Source organism: Sedimentibacter saalensis, assembly GCF_007830175.1.
Taxonomy (GTDB): Bacteria; Bacillota; Clostridia; order Tissierellales; family Sedimentibacteraceae; genus Sedimentibacter; species Sedimentibacter saalensis.
On record NZ_VLKH01000004.1, the window covers coordinates 207353 to 224780 of the forward strand.

The window sequence follows — 17428 nt, forward strand, 5'->3', positions numbered from 1 at the left end:
AGAATGGAGGATATTAATGTCCTCCATTCTATTTATTAATCTATTTTCACTGCTTCTCCAATGTCAAACAGGTAAAGGAAGCATTCCTTTACATTTCTGCCTGTAATTTTTTCAACGGCTTCCTTGTATGACAGAATCTGAGGGCTGTATTCATCTTTGAGAGCTTCGATTCCACCCCTAGACACCTCGTCTGTCTTGTAGTCAATTATTACAGCCTCTTCTCCCTCAAGAAAATAACAGTCAATAATTCCCTGAATCAATATAACATCCTCCTTGTTCAGGGAGCCGATTATTTCATGGGCTTTCTTTTTTATAACAAAGGGAACTTCCCTTTTCACATCTTTTGATTCTTTCATTCTAATGCCGATATCAGACTTAAAAAATTCTTCGATTTTTCTCTCATCAACAACAGCTGCTTCTTTTTCTGAAAGAAGCTTTTTAATTACCATTTCCTCCACTTGTAAACTTATGTCTTCGCAATTTAATCCTCTGTGAAGCTCAAGATGCTGCATTACAAAATGTACAACAGTACCGATTTCAGCTTTTGTGAAGTCTTTTTCATCTTCCTTGAACTGAGGAATGTCTCTGAGCACAGGAATCCTGTATTTGATGCTTTCAATTTTTTCCTGCTTCATGGTCTTTATGTCCGTAACCGATAGTTTAGTTGGAATGTTTACTGATTTAGAAAAAGCATACTTGTAGTCAAGACGCCTTTCTATTTCATTTTTCATATTAAGGTCTTCATAATTTTTGAAGCTGTTTATTTCATGAAGCATATTTTCCTTTATTTTTTGGCCTTCCTCCTCAGTCATGCTTATTTGAGGCAGCGTTATGCGATTTATGTTCCAATCTGAACTAAAATTTAAGTTTTCTTTGAAACAGTCAACATGATAAATGAATTTCTGGTCATTGACGGCATTCATGATGAAATTTTCGTCTTTCCTTCCGAACAAGCAGCTGCATATCCAGTCAAGATATGATTCTTCCGTGTATATGTTGTAAATGGAAGGACCCTTTCTCCACTTCTTCATTTTTGTTTCAAAATTATTAACAGTTCCTATCATAATCAGCCTGTCCACTGCTCTTGTCATGGCAACATACAGTACTCTCATTTCCTCTGACAGATTTTCCTTCTTGATAATGTTTTTAACAGCCATCCTTGGAAAAGTTTCTCTGAATATTCTTTCATCCGGATTGATATACTTGGGGGCCACACCGTAAATCCTATGCTTCAAAATGCTTTTAGATACATCTGTTCGGTTGAACTTCTTGTTCATTCCACACATTATAACAACAGGAAATTCAAGCCCCTTGCTCTTATGAACAGACATGAGCCTTACAACATTGTCGTTTTCGCCCAATGTCTTGGCGCTTCCTGTATCACCTGATGCAGCACCCAGTTTTTCTACATATCTTAAGAAGTTAAACAAGCCAAACATTGCTGTTTTTTCAAATTCAAATGCCTTGTCTGCGAGCAGCCTCAGATTTGCCTGCCTTAAATTTCCTTTGGGAAGAAGGCCCACAAAGTAATAGTAGTCAGTTTCCATGAGCACTTCCCATATGAAATCATTGAGGTGGGTGTAGCGGCTCCTTTTTTTCCAGCCTTCAACCATGTCCACAAATTTCCCGATTTTTAAGGACAATTCATCATCATATTTATTTTTATATTCATAGACAGCATCTATATAATTGTATTTTGGGTACGCTATTCTGATTTTAACAAGTTCTTCTGTGGTAAATCTGCCGATGGGAGACCTCATGACACTTAAAAGAGGCACATCCTGCCTTATGTTGTCTATTATTTTTAGAAGGTTCAATATTACTTGTATTTCTATTGATTCAAAGTAACCCTCACCTCCGTCAAAATAAAAAGGGATTCCTTCATTGCTGAATATTTCTTCGAATATTCCAGCCCAGGATGAAACTGAACGCATTAAAATCACAATGTCCTTGTACATAATCTTTTCTTTTGATAAAGACGGTTCATCTTTTTTTAAGGGCTCATTTTTATCCTTTAGAACAAGCTGTCTGATTTTCCCTACAGCAACCATTGCTTCAAGCTCTGCAGTCTTCATGGCTTTTATTTCATCATCAAGCTCCTCTGATTCAGCTGAATTTTTATCAATTATATCAAGCTCTGTTACACATTCGCTGATTTCTTCAAATTCTGCTCCCCAGTTTAGGAATACTTGCTGGTTGTAATCAACCTCTCCTAATTCCTTGGACATGATGCTGCTGAATATGAAATTGATACCATCAAGGATTTCCTTCCTGCTTCTGTAATTCTGGTTCAAATCCACTCGTCTGTTCATTCCGTCAGCATCAGTGTTCGGATAATCATCACTTTTCTGATTGAATATGCTGGGGTCTGCAAGTCTGAAACGGTAAATGCTCTGTTTCACATCACCGACCATGAACATGTTGTTTTCACTTTTAACTGAATTTAAGAGCTCTTCCTGCAGCCTGTTGCTGTCCTGGTACTCGTCAATAAAAATATATTTGAATTTATTTTTATATGTCTGGCTTATTTCTGTTTGCCTTAATATTTGAAGGGCATAGTGCTCCACATCGTTGAAATCAGCTATTGATTTTTCAAGCTTCGCTGCCTTGAACTTTACGCTGAGCTCTTGAATCAATTCAAACAGAGCGCGCATGGGAACGTGCATGTATTCAATGTCCCCGGCAAATTCCTCCAGTGTTCTTAGAGGAATCATGGAGTTAATTGTCTTGATTGCCTTTTTGTACTCTTCTCTTGATTCCTTCACATCTTCCTGCTTCCTGATGTCCGTTTCATCCTTTGCCTTTCCCCTCAGAGCTTTTAGAGCGGGAAAAACAACGCTGTGAGCTTTTCTTGTAAATAAAGTAAAATCACTTTCAAGAGTTTCTTTAAGATTTTTTAAGCTATTTAAATCTTCAGCTATGGTATCCTCATAAACAGTAGGGCCATCAGGTTCACGGCAAAGCTCCAGAGCAAATTCAAGAGATTCGCCTGCTCCGTCCAGAAGAAGATTTAAATTGTCCTTAACTGCGGATAGCCACATGGAGTCTTTAAGCTCGTCGCCGGAAATGTCAAGCATATCCACATTTTCTTCAAGCCACTCCAATGGATCCGGGAAGCTTAAAATAAATTTGTAAACATCCTTAATTATTTCATTAAGCTCCTTATCACCCCTGTTGCCTGTGAAGCTTTCAACAAGTCTGATGAATCCTTCCTTCTTTTGTGCATATGCGTTTTCAAGCACTTCATCTATGACATCATTAAGAAGTATGTCCACTTCGTTCACATCACCTATGCGAAAGTTCGGATCTATGCCAACCACATGGAAATTCCTTCTTACTACATCTATGCAAAATGAGTGTATAGTCGATATGCTTGATTTGCTCAGCATGTTAAGCTGTCTTCTCAGATGGTCATTGTCTGAACCCTTTAAAACTTCCTTCACAAGTGATTTGTGTATCTTCTGCTTCATACCGCTGGCAGCTGCATTGGTGAAAGTTACTATAAGAAATTTGTCAATATCTTCATTATCATTTACTATCAACTTTATTATTCTCTCAACAAGCACTGTTGTTTTCCCTGAGCCGGCGGCGGCCGACACAAGAATATTCTTGTTTCTCAAGTCTATTACAGTCTGCTGATTTTTGCTAAATTTCATCTGGCTCGCCTTCCTTCATTATTTCAAGCATTATTTCATCTTTTTTCAGCTTTTTTATCTTTCTGTAGCTGTTTTTATCAGATGAGGGATCAAACTGACACACACCCCTGAAATCGCAGAATGAGCATGGGACTTTATCCCCGGATTCTTTCCTGTATGGGTTTATTCCTATGTTTCCTGCGAGAATCTTTCCTGCAATGTCTTTAGCCACACTGTCAGTCTTGCTTAATAGTGCCTTGAATTCCTTGTCTGTAAGAGTTTTGGATGATTTTGAAGTGCTTCCGTCCTTGTTAAAGGTTACAGGAATTATGTCAGAAGCTTTTTTATCCCCTATTTCATTGTCCATGCCTGTTATTATTTCCGAATCTTCAAGAACATATCCCTTGAGAGAAAGCTTGTTGAATATTAAATCCTGCGGAGTACTTTCAAGAACAACATCACCGTCAACTAAAGGATCATCGATTAAGAAGTAATATGCACCTCCTATTTCCGGCTTGGAAGCAAAAAGTTTTTCTCCGTTTTTCATGATTGCAGACATATACACAAGAAGCTGAAGCTGAAGACCCTGCACTGCATCGGACAAATCAATGTCTTTGTAGGATGATTTATAGTCAATAATGTTAACATATGTTTTCTGTTCTTTTTCAAAGGTATCCACCCTATCGATTCTACCCTGGAAATAAATGCTCAGATCGTTGTCTATTTTGATTTCCACAGGTTCAACAAAAATATTTCCATCTTTGTCACCGATTGAAAGTTCCGTGAACTTTGGCCTGAAGCTTCCTCTTTGAAGCTGCTTTATAATTGTATCTGCAGCCCTGTTCACAAGCCTTTTTATTTTTTCTTTCATATACTTGTTGCGCTCATTTGCATCAAGGGCAATATAATCCATTTCTCCTTCTGCAAGGATGTTTTCAGTGCAGACACAAGAAATTTTTCTTGCCATTTCTTCATCCATGGTGTCTATGTCAATATTTGAACTTATAATTTCATTGGTAAACCTTTCAACTGCCTGGTGGTATATGTTTCCTATATCATAGAACTCAACCTTTTGAACTATTCTTGGCTGAGGTTTTATAATATTTTCCATAAAAAATTTAAACGGGCAGGCTGCAAAGCTTTCGAGCCTTGAAACCGACATGGTTACCGGCATTTGGTAAATTTTTTCAAGGTTTTCTTTGTTTATGTTTTCAGCCCTGTTTTCGTAGAGAAGACCAAGCTTTATGATATTAATAGTGTTTTCATCATTTTCTTCATACCATGCGTAAACATTCTTCCACACATCTGTGATTTCACCACTCTCGCTGAAATCACGGAGCTTTGAAACCAATGTGTCTACAGTTCCTCCAACACTAGAAACATTGTCAAGTTCCCAAGTGTCACTTAGATCCGACTTTTCCTTAATTCCTGTGAACAAAGATTTAAGTCTTTCTGTGTACATGGAAGGCTGCAGTGACTTACCTTCAGAAGTTCCCATGGCATAGCTCAAGTACAGTCTTTCCCCGGCAGAAGAAAAAAGCTTGTACAGCATATGCTTTTCTCTGTACATGTAGTAATCAGCATTATTTATAGCTTTCATGCCTGAAGCTGCCAGAATTTCTCTTTCATCATTGAGAAGAAGTCCGCTCTCTGAGCTTCTTGAATCAAGTTTTCCTTCATTGGCACCAAGTATGAATAATGCTTTGTATGATTTTACTGAAATTTTGTCAGTTTCCCCCACTGTTACCTTGTCCAGAGTAGGAGGTATTATGCTTATTTTAACCTCTCTGAATCCGGCTTCAATCATTTTCCTGTAATCTGAGGGGTTAATTTCCATGTTGCCCCCGGTCAATATTATTTGCTCAAGAATTTCAACAACATAATTCCATACCTGGGCGTTTTCACTGGACAGTTCATAGAGATTTGACTTTTTGAACACATTGACCTGCCTTTCAATTTTTTCCTGGACGTTGAATTTGTCCAGAAAATCAAAAAGGAACAATGTTATGTCCATAGCATTGTCAAGCTTCTTGAATTGTGTTTTTGCTTCTTTCATTCCGCTTGTAAATTTTTCTCTCAGGCTGTTGAAATATTCAATTCCATCGCATTTGAAGCGAAAGGCCCTGAACCATTTTTCTCCTTCAATACCATACTGCAGCGCAAAGTTTTCAAGTTTGCTCACTTCATCATAATTAAGAACAGAAAAACCCGTCTTCAGGAATTCAAACACGCTGTCATGCTTGAAATTATAAATAAACATATCAAACAAAGACAATATGAATTTTGTAAGAGGGTTACCCATTATGTCTCTTTTCATGTCAAGAAAAAACGGTATTTCAAATTGCGTGAAGACTTTTTTGACATTGATGCTGTATGTATCCATGTCACCTACTGCTACACCAATATCCTTCCACCTGTATCCCTGATCCCGCACAAGACATATAATTTCAAGGGCTGTTTTTTCCGTTTCAGTATATGGGTTCAGGGAAGAACGTAATTGTACTTTGTCTGTTAATATGGAGAATTTTTCATCCTTCAAAGAAAACATGCTTTTTTCAACTATCTTAATTTCTTCTGCAAATGCATGTTCATTAAGTGCTTCAATTTCAAAACTGACGTCTTCATCTGTCAGTGACTTGAATGTTTCATGAACTGTTTTAAATGCTTCCCAATCATCAATACTCTGTAGAGAATTAATGCATGCAGGATCAATGTTCAAAGTCACTGTTACTGATACAGCATATTTCACAAGCTCTTTTATAAGCTTGAGCCTTTGTCCATTGAAACTTTCAAACCCATCAATCCATATTTTTGAATTTCTTACAAATTTCGATTTTGCCACAGCAGAAATAAACAGGTTTATTTTGTCTTCTTCGTCAAAAAACCTGTCCTTTGTGTGCTTATTAATTTCTGAATAAATGGTTAGTATGTCTTCAAGCTTTGAGTTTAAAAGATGGTTGTCATTTTCTGTGACCTTGTGCTTTAAAATTTGTTCAAGAAACTCCTCGCTCACCATGTTTTGTTTCAGTTCGCTTATAAGGCTGTCAAATTCCCTTAAAAATCCTTCCTGTCTTGAAGCTTTTTTAAAGAGCTTGAGTTTGTCCTTGTTTTCCTCGAATATTTTTTTCAAAAGCATTATTTTTCCATACCGGTTAATTTCCTGAACTTTAAGTCCTCCGACTTCTTCAAATACCTTGTACCCAAGACGTTTGAAACTTAAAACCTCCAGAGACATGATGCCGCTTGAGCTTATTCTGTCAATGACTTCATACTCGGACTGATATGTCATTTGTTCAGGAACAACCAGCAGCAAGTTATTTTTGCTTCCATTTGATATTTCCTTGTTGATTTCATCATAAATATATGTTGACTTTCCTGTCTTGGCACGCCCTGCGACAATTTTAAATCCCATAATCCCTCCGCCTATTTCCGCACAATCGTAGGGGCGGATCTTGTATCCGCCCGTTTTATTGATTCAATATACTTGTTATCTGAAGTATCAATTATTGATTGCTGTCTGTTGGTTTATAAAGATTCCTGTTATCAAGAAGCCATATTTTGTCTGTAAACTGACCAGGCCCTATTGCTTCAAGCGCATGTTCAAAATCAAACATACGGGCATCTATGATATCTAGAAAATGAAGTATTTCTGCTTCAGGAGTCATTGGCTTTTTAGGGCTTCCGAATTCAGGCTCATAGTGATGTGACAGTACCATGTGCTGCAAAATAATGCTTTTTTCTCTGCTGAGCCCTATTTTTTCTCCTTCAATTTCAATTTCCTTTATTCCCTGTATGATGTGCCCCAGAAGTTTTCCTTCCATGGAATAATCAGAAACTACTCCATATTCATCGGAATCCATTTCAAGGATCTTGCATATGTCATGAAGCAATACTCCTGCGTATATGTAATCCATTTTCAGAAATCCATAAACCTGACCAAGCCTTTCCCCTGATTGCAGCATCCTGAGAGTATGGTACAAAAGACCACCCATGTAGGAGTGATGGTTTTTCTTTGCTGCAGGATAGTAATAAAGCTTTTTTTCATACTTGATTAAAATGTTCGAAACCAAAAGCCTGATTTCTGAATCTTTGATTTTTTTTCCGTATGATTTTACAGCTGCAAGCATTTCAGATGATTCTATGGGAGCTGAAGGTATGAGTTCGCTTATTTTTATGTCATCATCATCATTCTTGCCTCTTAATTTGTTTACTTTAAGCTGTCTTGTTCCACTCCATTCAAGAACCTCTCCCCTTACTTTTACAACCGGGTTTTCAGCTAAAATTTCTTCTGTTTCTTTTGAATACTCCCATATTTTTGCATTTATTTCTCCGGTTTTATCAACCAGTTCAAGATCTATATATTGCTTTCCGTTTGTTGTTTTCTTAACTTCAAAACTTTTCACAAGATAAAAGCCATCAGCTTTCTCGCCTGCCTTAAGCTCTGAAATAGTTTTGCCTGTGCCTGACATGCTCTTCATCTGTTCTCTAGCCTTTTCGTTAAGCATATCGCCAATACTTGCCTGACCCATAATTTGCCTCTTTTCATCATTTAATAGTTAATTATAACATATTGAATGCTGCTATAAAATAATTTTTTGCGATTTTATAAATAAAACATATATTCTGATAATTTATAATATATATTTATAAGTTTATGATTTGGAGGAGAACAGTAATGAATAAAGATATTAAAAACATGATATTCAAATCTATTGGCCTGGCAATGGGAATCGCTACACTTGTTCTAACTGTAATGAAATCACTAGAAAGCAAAAGTGCTATAACTTTATTGTCAATTGGTTTAATTTGTTTAGCTATTAATGAACTTGAAACAAAAAAGTAAATACCGCTATTTTATTCGGAATAAAAAAATCACTTAAGGAATATCCATTAAGTGATTTTGTATTGCTTATAGTTTGTGTCTGTTTTTCATGTATTTTTTTACTCTTACGAGCACAATCACCAAAATGATTATTGCAGGTATCAGTATTGGTGAAACTGAAACAATGTAAATCAAAAGATTTTCAAATGTCCGTATGATGGAATTGACTGTCATTATAAAACCTTCTTTTGACTTATCCCACACGTTATTCTTGCTTGCAAGATTGAAATCAGCAGCAAGAACTTCATCCACCGTGAGGCTGATTGTTGACATTCCTGCTCTGTCATCTATATCTTTCAAGCTTATGTTAAGAGCATCTATTTCTGTTCTCACGCGCCTTAATTCATTTTCAATAAGAAGCATTTCTTCAACAGTCTGAGCCTTGTCAAACAATGATCTTAAATGTTCTTCCTGAACCTCAAGGTTTTTTACCTTGTTGTCCTTTTCATAATATTCCTTTGTTACGTCAGTTTCACTGATGTTCTTGATTTTAACCAGGCTTGAACTTTCAATGAAATTTATAAATTCATAAAAGCTTTCCTGAGGAACTCGTATTTTATGATTACCATACATGAGCCTGTCATCATTTTCAAAAACCTGGTAAACCTCTGAGCTGCTGTTTTCTATATATCCTCCCAGATTTTGCACTTCAATAGTCATATTGCTTATAAAATTTTCATAATCCTTTGTTTCCACACGCAGGCTTCCTGTTTTAATGATTTTCATTTCATTTTCAGGAGCGCTCATCAAACTGTATTGATTATCGTATTTAGCCTTAGACTCTTCTGCTTCCGATGTGCCTCTTCCATCCATAGTAAAACCGTAGTCTGCAATTTCTGCCGGTGCTGCAGGAGCTTCGGTTGCTCCGTTATACTGTGCAGTATCATAAGACATTTCTGCCTTTGAATTTTTCATTCCCAGGTTGTTCATGCCGTATACAAGGAAAACCAGCACTAAAGCAGCGGCAAGGCTTCCGTATTTTACCCACCTGGAAATTTTGCTTTTAGATTTTCTTTTAATTTCTGTTATTTCAGCAGGAGCCTCCTTTATATTTGGCTCATGAAACTCAGATTTTTCAGCCTCAGCAGCAAGAAGTTTTTCATGCAATCTCTTGCAGTAACCTAAAGGCGGTTCTTCATCAGGAATTTCTTGCAACGCTTGTATAATTTTCTTGTATTCTTCAAGCTCTTTTTGGCATTCTTCACACGTTTTGAGGTGCTCTTCAACCAATAGCTTTTCATTTTCATCTAATTCGTCATCAATGTATAATGACAATAATTCTCTCACTTCATTGCAATTCATTTTATCACCACCTTAGCTCTGAATGTTAAGTTCATTTTCAAGTATTTCTTTTAAACTTTTTCTGGCCCTGTTGAGCCTCGATTTAACCGTACCAAGATTGCAGTTGAGCATTTCTGATATTTCACTGTACGAAAACCCCTGAATGTCTCTAAGTATTATAATTGTTTTAAAATCATCCTCCAGCCTTCCAACGGCATCACTTATGAGCTTGCTGTTGAAATTCTTTTCAATCAATATGTCCGGGTTGTTGGTATCATCGGCAATTTCTATTTGAAATTCTTTATTGCCGCCTAAATCAATATTTTCATCAATAGAAACGGCATTAATATTTTTTTTGCGTTTGAAATCAATGCATGTGTTAACAACAATCCTGTACATCCAGGATTTGAAGGAAGACTGCATATTGAAATTCTGTATGCTTTTATAAACCTTAATAAGCGCTTCCTGAGAGGCGTCTTCTGCGTCCTCAACATTTCGCAGCACTCTCAAGGCAATGTTGTAAGCTACTTTCTTATAATCTTTTATAAGCTCTTCGAAAGCATCAACATCACCGTTCCGGCTTTGCTCTACAAGCCATAGTTCATTGCCTTTCATCTTTTCACTCCGTTCGGTTATATTATTAGACGTTAACTGATTTTTATTTGTTCCAATAAATTTCGATTAAATATAAGTTTTTACGAACTGCACTGCTGATCTCCCTGTCCTGCCTCCGTTCTGCATTGCAAATTTCTTTGCATCGGCAAGCAGCTGTTCTTTAGAACTATATTTAACCTTATACTTTTCAGCAAGCCCTAGAACTATTTCAAAATATTCGTTTTGATTTGGTTCGCTGTACAGTATTGTGAGTCCAAAGCGGTCTGCAAGGGATGTCTGTTCATTTATGGCATCTCTTAAGTGAACTTCGTTTTGTCTGTCAACCATGTTTTCCTTTATTAAATGCTTCCTGTTTGATGTAACATAAAACAATATGTTTGAAGGCTGCTCATATATGCTTCCTTCCACTGCAGACTTAAGATATTTGTATGAATTTTCATTGCTTTCAAATGACAGGTCATCAATGAAAATAATGAAGTACATTCCTCTGTTTTTAAGTATATCTATTATTTTTGTTATGTAGTGAAGATTTTTCTTATCGACTTCAAGGAGTCTTAATTTGCTCTTCCCAAACATGGGTATGAGAGCCTTTACGCCTGTTGACTTTCCTGTTCCGCTGTCTCCAACCAACAGTGCATTAAGGGCAAATTTCCCTTGAATGAATTTTTCCGTGTTACTTATTATTTTATTTTTTTGATTTTCATATCCATAGATATTTTCCATGGCCACAGGTTTGAAATTGTCAACAGTTACAATTTTACCATCATCGTTTATGCTGAATGCATAATTGTTCCTAAATTCACCGCAGCCTGTTTTTTCATACTCTGTGTAAATAAAATCGTATATTTCTTCTGATTTATGGATTTTAAATATTTCAGTCAGAGGCTCATTGTTTTGATAGTTGATAAAGCTGTTTATGTCTCCTGCCTTGTCAGCCATTCCTTTCAGCGGAATATCATATATTTTTTTAAACAGTGATATGTCGTGAAGAACTGCCTTTTTTATTTTTGCATCTACAACAAGACCCTTTTCCCTTCTGAGACTGAAGATGTTTTCATCTGACAAAATCTTATTTGACAAGTAGTCCCCTATGGAATCTACGTTTTTTACAAGCAGATTTCCGCACAAGTTGTAATATTCATTTGAATATTGTTCCTTGTTTTCAAAATTTGAGTTGTCGCTGTATTTAAAATATTTCTGGCACAATAAGTCGTAGCTTTTTATAATTTCATCATCAAGTAAATTTCTGAAAACCAACAAGTTTGAAAGTAATGTATCTGTCATAGCAGTTCTCCTTAGTTATTTTCAATAATTATATCATCATAAAAAGCTATTAGCAACAAAAAAGCGCCCCTGGGGACGCTATTTACAATATATTTAAAACAATATTTCTCCTGCTTCTTCCTGGCACACCTTAACCAATGTTCCGTCGATTATCAACTCTTCGCACGCGTTGATGTCTTCGTATAGAGGTCTGTCTTCCGTAAGTACAGGAACCGATTTTCTAACAGCTTCATAAACTGGCTTTGTACCTTTTCCAAGGCCCTTGTTTCCTCTCATGTCAATTCCCTGGCAAGCGCACATGATTTCCATGGCAAGCACTCTTCTAACATTCTCCATTATTTCTCTGGACTTTCTGGCTGCAATTGTGCCCATTGACACGTGATCTTCCTGATTTGCAGAGGAAGGGATACTGTCAACAGATGCTGGATGGGAAAGAACCTTGTTTTCTGAAACCAATGATGCTGCAGAGTACTGAACTATCATGAAGCCTGAATTTATTCCTCCGTGTTCAACAAGGAATGCAGGCAGTCCGCTGAGAGCCGGGTTTACAAGTCTTTCCAATCTTCTTTCGGATATGTCTGCTAATTCCGCCAGTGCAATTCCAAGAAAGTCAAAGCTAAGAGCCATAGGTTGTCCGTGGAAATTTCCGCCTGAAATTCCTTCCTTTGTTTCCGGGAATATAATAGGGTTATCTGTTACTGAATTTATTTCAATTTCAACTTTTTCCTTAACGTAGTTGATTGCATCCTTGCTTGCTCCGTGAACCTGAGGAGTACACCTTAGAGAGTAGGCATCCTGCACTCTTATATCTCCTTGTCTTGTAGTCATTTTACTTTCAGCCAAAAGATCAAGCATTATTCTTGCAGTGTCAATTTGTCCCTTGTGAGGTCTTACATCATGAACCTTGTGGTCAAGAGCATCAACAATTCCATGATGTGCTTCGAAGCTCAGTGCTGCAGCTATGTCTGAAATTTTCACAAGATTTAAGGCATCGTACACAGTCAGAGAACCAACCGCAGTCATAACCTGTGTTCCGTTAATAAGTGCCAGACCTTCCTTTGACGTAAGTTCAATCACAGGAATTCCTGCTTTTTTCATGGCTTCTTCCCCTGTCAATACTTTTCCATCATATTCTGCAATTCCAAGGCCAATCATTGGAAGAACCATGTGTGACAGCGGAGCCAAGTCACCGCTTGAGCCAAGAGAACCCTTTTGAGGAACAACAGGATGAACTCTCTTATTTAACATTTCAATCATTGTGAGGATTGTTTCCAGTCTTGCTCCTGAATAACCCTTTGCAAGATTGTTGATTCGGAGCAAAATTATACCTCTTACTATTTCTGTATCAAATGGTTTTCCAGCACCAACAGCATGTGTAATAATAAGATTTTTCTGAAGCAGTCTTGATTCATCTTTTGAAATAGAGACATCGCTGAATTTTCCGAAACCTGTTGTGATTCCGTAAACAACATCGCCGTTTTCCACAAAATCATCCACTATTTTTCTTGATGCCAATATTCTATCAACAGCTGACTGGGACAACTCAACTTTGCAATAATTTCTGCAAACCTCTGCAATTTCTTCAAGAGTTAATGTATTTCCTGTTATAATAACCTTTTCCATCTTTCTCTCCTTTTAGCCTTACAAAATAAAAAAGCAAATTTCAGCATACTAAGTACACCAAAATTTGCCTCCTGTTATCTATTGTCTATAGGCTCATTTATTACAACAATTATATTACAAAACAACCTAATTGTCAATTACTCTGAACGTCTTACCACTAATTTGGCACGTACAACTGCTGGAATATTTCCATCGGTTTTTTCCGGATAAACCACAATTTCATCACCTTCTTGAAGTGTTGAATGAGCAAAATTAGTGATTGTATCTGAGTCCACATTGATGTCATATTCTCTGTTATCATCTGAAACACCGTACACTCTGAGCATTCCGTTTGTGTCTCTTGAAACTTCTTTTACTGTTGCGTTTATCTTTGATGATTCATCAAAATAGGACAAAAGTTCATTTCCTTTCGTATTTTCAACATAGTCAGCTATAAACTGATCCCCTTCTTTTAAGTTAAATCCTTTTGGATAATTAAATTTTAAGTCTCCCATTTCAGTTATTGCTGTAATGAAATTTTCTCCAACTTCACCCACTGTTGCAGTGACTCTTTTTATTTCATCACCATTTGAAGTCCTTCTTTGGGTATAGTCATAATACTGATCAGAGACAGCATCATATGTTCCGCCATCAAGCTTGTTTATTCCAACGTATTCACCGAGAAAATAATTGCTTGACCTTGCCTGGTCAACCTTGTAAGTGTTGACATTTTCTCCTTCCTGCACATGTATACCATCTTTATCAATTTTTACGATTTTTCCCTGAGCACTGTACCTGCCCGGAGTATACTGCTGGGCACTGCTTTCATTTCCGGGTCTTAAATTTTCCTGATATTCATCCTTGTTTTCTGATCTAGAACAACCTGCAGATGAAAAAACGAGGGCTATTATTATAAATATAATAATTTTTTTATTATTTTTCACATTTTACCTCCATAATTTTATTTTCTTTTTTATTTTTTCCTGTTAAGTTTGTTATATTCTTCATATTGACAAATTAGTTGTAGTTTTTAAGAAATAATCATTTACAAATTATAATACTTTGTGCTATATTAATACTGTTTGTAGACTTTATTTTAATAAAATTTACGAAATGAAAATATTAATGAGGTACTGTATGGATTCGTTAGATATGCAAATTATTAAGAACATTGAGAAAGAAGGAAGAATTTCTCATGAAGAGCTTTCAAAAAGACTGAACTTGTCAAGACCTGCAATACATAACAGAGTTACGAAACTTGAAGAACAGGGTATAATTTCAGGCTACAGAGCGACTATTGACTGGGTTAAACTTGGTTTCACAACTAAAGCAATGATTTCCTTGAGAGTGAGAACCACAGATTACGATAAACTGTTGCTGCAATTAAAAAAACTCGAAATACCGAATTTAGTAATTGAAGAATGCCACATTGTCACCGGAACATGGTGTATAATAATGAAGGTAAGATGCACAACGCCACTTGAATTAAAAGCAATTCAAGATGAGCTGCATAAAATCGATAGTATTAAAGAATCATCAACATCTTTGATTTTGTCTTCAATTTATGATTAGCAATAAAAAACCAGCATATAATGCATTAGTTAGAGTTTTCATTTAACTAATGCATTTAGCTGGTTTTTGTTTTTATTTATCTTTCAGTGCCTTATCTACTGCTTCCTTAATTGCATTGCTTGTTACAGTTGCTCCGGATACACCTTCAACATCAGTGGAGTCTGCATCTTCAATTTTATCAGGCAGCTCTTCTATAGCTTTCGAACCAACGCCTTGTGTTTCTTTTTCTCCGACAGCTTCAACAGAAACAATGTCATCACCATCTACTGTTACTGTTACTGTTACTTCTCCGCCGTATCCCTGAGCTGAACCTTGAAGTGTACCTGCTCCGGCTGCACCATTTCCGCCGTTCGTACCTGTTCCGTTGCCATTTGTGCCAGTTCCGTTGCCATTTGTGCCTGTTCCGTTTGTACCTGTTCCGTTTGTACCTGTTCCGTTTGTGCCTGTGTTGTTGTCTGTATTGCCTGTGTTGTTGCCATTATTATCTGCACAAGCAGCCAGACCCAAACTCATGAATATCATCACACATAATATCAATGCTATTTTTTTCATAATAACCTCCATGTTATTTAATTTCAAAAATAGTATAACCAAAATTATACCATTCATTAAAAATTTTCATAAAAAAACCGGCAATTTTGATTGCCGGTTTTATTATTTATTTAATTGTTAAATCAAGTGCAACTTTGTTTTCAAAAGATTTAACTATTGCTGCTATTATGTCTCCGTGTGCATCAGTCAAGCTCATAGTTGCTGTTGAAGTAACATCTGCAAGCATTGCTTTTTCTTCAGCAGTTAAAGCATCATATTTAGCCTTGTCTTCTGGTTTATCAGATCCGTCCTTCAATGGTCTTCCGTTTAAGTCAGAAGTGTATTTGTCATTCCATTCTTTGATTTCTTCAACGGTCATTCCAAGGAACAATTCTTCGAAATAATCCATTTGATCTGTCCAAGTTCCTGTATTGAGTCTGTAGCTGTCTCCTCTTTCTCTCTTAGTCTTCCAGCCTTCAACTTCTTTCTGGAATATTTCGTCTGTAACTGTAAGAGTTGCATCAATTTTTTCATCATGGTTTTCATCATAGTTGTATGATTGTCCTGGAAAACCAGAGAAATGAGGCATTTCAGCTCCATCATAGTTTGGTGTTGCAACTTCAAGAATGTCTACGTTAAGAGATACAAGCTTTCCGTCCTTGTCAAACAATGAGTTTGCAAAAACCTTGTTAATGCTGTATACCGGTACATCCTTATCATCTTTTCCTGGTCCTAAACGAGGAACACTTACAAGAGCAGTTCCCTGTGAAGCTATTTCTTCAGTTTCTACAGGAATGCGGTTTTCATAAGCTTCTTTTATTGCAGCAACTATGTCACCGTGAGCATCTTTCAAGCTCATTGTTGCACTGCCGATAACATCAGCAAGCATTGCCTTGTCTTCTTCGCTTAAGGCTTTATATTTTGCCTGGTCTTCAGGCTTGTCTGAATCAGCTTTCAGAGGTCTGCCGTTTACATCTGATGTGTATTTATCAAACCAGCTCTGAACTTCTTCAACAGTCATTCCAACAAACATATCCTGGAAGTAATTCATCTGATCTGTCCAAGTTCCTGTATTGAGTCTATAACTGTCTCCTCTTTCTCTCTTTGTATTCCAGGAGTTTACTTCAGCTTTAAAATTGTCTTCAGTATCAACAGTCTTTGAGTCTACAACCTCATCATGATTTTCATCATAGTTGTATCCCCCTTGTCCCGGGTATCCGCTGAAATGAGGCATTCCTTCTCCGTCATAGTTAGGAGTTGCAACTTCTAATATATCTACATAAAGAGAAAGAATTTTTCCGTTTTCATCGAACAATGCATTTGCAAATACATCATTTGTACTGTATACAGGAGTTCCTGTATCATCCTTTCCAGGTCCGAGACGTCCAATGCTTGCAAGTCCAAATCCCTGGAACACTTTTGCAGCAGACTGTGAAATAGGGTCTTTTTCTTCCTTAACCTCTTCTGTAGGCGCCGGATACTTTACAGGATCCAATGCATTGTTTACAGCATAAATTATTGCTTCGCTTGTATATGTAGCACCTGCAATAACGTCTACATCAGTTGAATTTGCTTCAACTATTTTAGCAGGAAGCTGTTCAATTGCATTTGAACCGATTCCCTTTGTTTCGTTTTCGCCAACTGCTTCTACTTTTATTATTTTGTCTCCTTCTTTTGTTACTGTTACAGTAACTTCTCCGCCGAAACCTTTGCCAACGCCTGTTAAAGTTTCTGTTGCCGGAGCTTGTTCCTTAGCACATGCAACAATGCTTAGCAACATCAAAGCACATACTGTGATTGAAATTAGTTTTTTCATGATACCCTCCCATTGAGATATATTCAGTATTTAAATACTGAACTACATAGAAAAATTTTCTTTGACAGCTAGAATGTTAAAAAATCTACATTTTTATTCAAACTGTTGCAAGAAAACGTATTTTTATAATACCACCTAAACTTTTTTTAGTCAATATAAACATAAGTCATAAACTATGTTAAGAAAGTATAAAGAAAAGGTCATTCTTAC

At 36.6% G+C, this 17428-nt stretch carries 12 protein-coding genes; 2 read left to right on the plus strand and 10 right to left on the minus strand.

Annotated elements, in window-relative coordinates:
* Nucleotides 1–35 precede the first annotated feature (35 nt).
* The 3 genes from addA to LY60_RS08590 form a co-directional block, all read right to left on the minus strand.
* Nucleotides 36–3656, minus strand: a complete 3621-nt coding sequence (addA, locus tag LY60_RS08580) for a helicase-exonuclease AddAB subunit AddA (protein ID WP_145082451.1) — start codon at nucleotides 3654–3656, stop codon at nucleotides 36–38.
* Entirely contained in the window at nucleotides 3646–7047 is a 3402-nt protein-coding gene (locus tag LY60_RS08585) for a PD-(D/E)XK nuclease family protein (RefSeq protein ID WP_145082452.1), read from the minus strand. Before LY60_RS08585 ends, addA begins: the two co-directional genes overlap by 11 nt.
* A 91-nt stretch (nucleotides 7048–7138) precedes the next feature.
* A complete protein-coding gene (locus LY60_RS08590; RefSeq protein ID WP_246145403.1) occupies nucleotides 7139–8164 on the minus strand; it encodes a 3'-5' exoribonuclease YhaM family protein in 1026 nt (341 codons plus the stop codon).
* Nucleotides 8165–8310: 146 nt separating this feature from the next.
* On the opposite strand from LY60_RS08590, the gene LY60_RS18035 reads away from it, so the two are divergent.
* Entirely contained in the window at nucleotides 8311–8478 is a 168-nt protein-coding gene (locus tag LY60_RS18035; RefSeq protein WP_170226152.1) for a hypothetical protein, read from the plus strand.
* Nucleotides 8479–8544: 66 nt separating this feature from the next.
* Here LY60_RS18035 and LY60_RS08595 read toward each other — a convergent pair whose 3' ends face one another.
* From LY60_RS08595 to LY60_RS08615, 5 genes are all read right to left on the minus strand, one after another.
* Entirely contained in the window at nucleotides 8545–9819 is a 1275-nt protein-coding gene (locus LY60_RS08595) for a DUF4349 domain-containing protein (protein WP_145082455.1), read from the minus strand.
* 12 nt (nucleotides 9820–9831) lie between these two features.
* Nucleotides 9832–10413 carry an RNA polymerase sigma factor gene (locus tag LY60_RS08600; protein ID WP_145082457.1) on the minus strand — a complete coding sequence of 194 codons (582 nt, stop codon included), beginning with the start codon at nucleotides 10411–10413 and terminating at the stop codon, nucleotides 9832–9834.
* 66 nt (nucleotides 10414–10479) lie between these two features.
* Nucleotides 10480–11697, minus strand: a complete 1218-nt coding sequence (locus LY60_RS08605) for an ATP-binding protein (RefSeq protein WP_145082459.1) — start codon at nucleotides 11695–11697, stop codon at nucleotides 10480–10482.
* 93 nt (nucleotides 11698–11790) lie between these two features.
* Nucleotides 11791–13320 carry a histidine ammonia-lyase gene (gene hutH / locus LY60_RS08610; protein ID WP_145082461.1) on the minus strand — a complete coding sequence of 510 codons (1530 nt, stop codon included), beginning with the start codon at nucleotides 13318–13320 and terminating at the stop codon, nucleotides 11791–11793.
* 137 nt (nucleotides 13321–13457) lie between these two features.
* A complete protein-coding gene (locus LY60_RS08615) occupies nucleotides 13458–14243 on the minus strand; it encodes a hypothetical protein (RefSeq protein WP_145082463.1) in 786 nt (261 codons plus the stop codon).
* A gap of 193 nt (nucleotides 14244–14436) precedes the next feature.
* Between LY60_RS08615 and LY60_RS08620 the strand changes: the two genes are divergently transcribed.
* Nucleotides 14437–14871 carry an Lrp/AsnC family transcriptional regulator gene (locus LY60_RS08620; RefSeq protein WP_019227567.1) on the plus strand — a complete coding sequence of 145 codons (435 nt, stop codon included), beginning with the start codon at nucleotides 14437–14439 and terminating at the stop codon, nucleotides 14869–14871.
* Between the two features lie 72 nt (nucleotides 14872–14943).
* Here the strand turns inward: LY60_RS08620 and LY60_RS08625 are convergent, their stop codons facing one another.
* Nucleotides 14944–15423, minus strand: a complete 480-nt coding sequence (locus LY60_RS08625) for an FMN-binding protein (RefSeq protein WP_246145404.1) — start codon at nucleotides 15421–15423, stop codon at nucleotides 14944–14946.
* Nucleotides 15424–15529: 106 nt separating this feature from the next.
* Nucleotides 15530–17218: an FMN-binding protein gene (locus LY60_RS08630; protein WP_145082466.1), complete on the minus strand. Its 1689-nt coding sequence runs from the start codon at nucleotides 17216–17218 to the stop codon at nucleotides 15530–15532.
* Between the last annotated feature and the right edge of the window lie 210 nt (nucleotides 17219–17428).

Coding starts and splice junctions, on each gene's coding strand:
- addA (WP_145082451.1), bottom strand. CDS start 3,656: ATGAAATTTAGCAAAAATCAGCAGACTGTAATAGACTTGAGAAACAAG.
- LY60_RS08585 (WP_145082452.1), bottom strand. CDS start 7,047: ATGGGATTTAAAATTGTCGCAGGGCGTGCCAAGACAGGAAAGTCAACA.
- LY60_RS08590 (WP_246145403.1), bottom strand. CDS start 8,164: ATGGGTCAGGCAAGTATTGGCGATATGCTTAACGAAAAGGCTAGAGAA.
- LY60_RS18035 (WP_170226152.1), top strand. CDS start 8,311: ATGAATAAAGATATTAAAAACATGATATTCAAATCTATTGGCCTGGCA.
- LY60_RS08595 (WP_145082455.1), bottom strand. CDS start 9,819: ATGAATTGCAATGAAGTGAGAGAATTATTGTCATTATACATTGATGAC.
- LY60_RS08600 (WP_145082457.1), bottom strand. CDS start 10,413: ATGAAAGGCAATGAACTATGGCTTGTAGAGCAAAGCCGGAACGGTGAT.
- LY60_RS08605 (WP_145082459.1), bottom strand. CDS start 11,697: ATGACAGATACATTACTTTCAAACTTGTTGGTTTTCAGAAATTTACTT.
- hutH (WP_145082461.1), bottom strand. CDS start 13,320: ATGGAAAAGGTTATTATAACAGGAAATACATTAACTCTTGAAGAAATT.
- LY60_RS08620 (WP_019227567.1), top strand. CDS start 14,437: ATGGATTCGTTAGATATGCAAATTATTAAGAACATTGAGAAAGAAGGA.
- LY60_RS08625 (WP_246145404.1), bottom strand. CDS start 15,423: ATGAAAAAAATAGCATTGATATTATGTGTGATGATATTCATGAGTTTG.
- LY60_RS08630 (WP_145082466.1), bottom strand. CDS start 17,218: ATGAAAAAACTAATTTCAATCACAGTATGTGCTTTGATGTTGCTAAGC.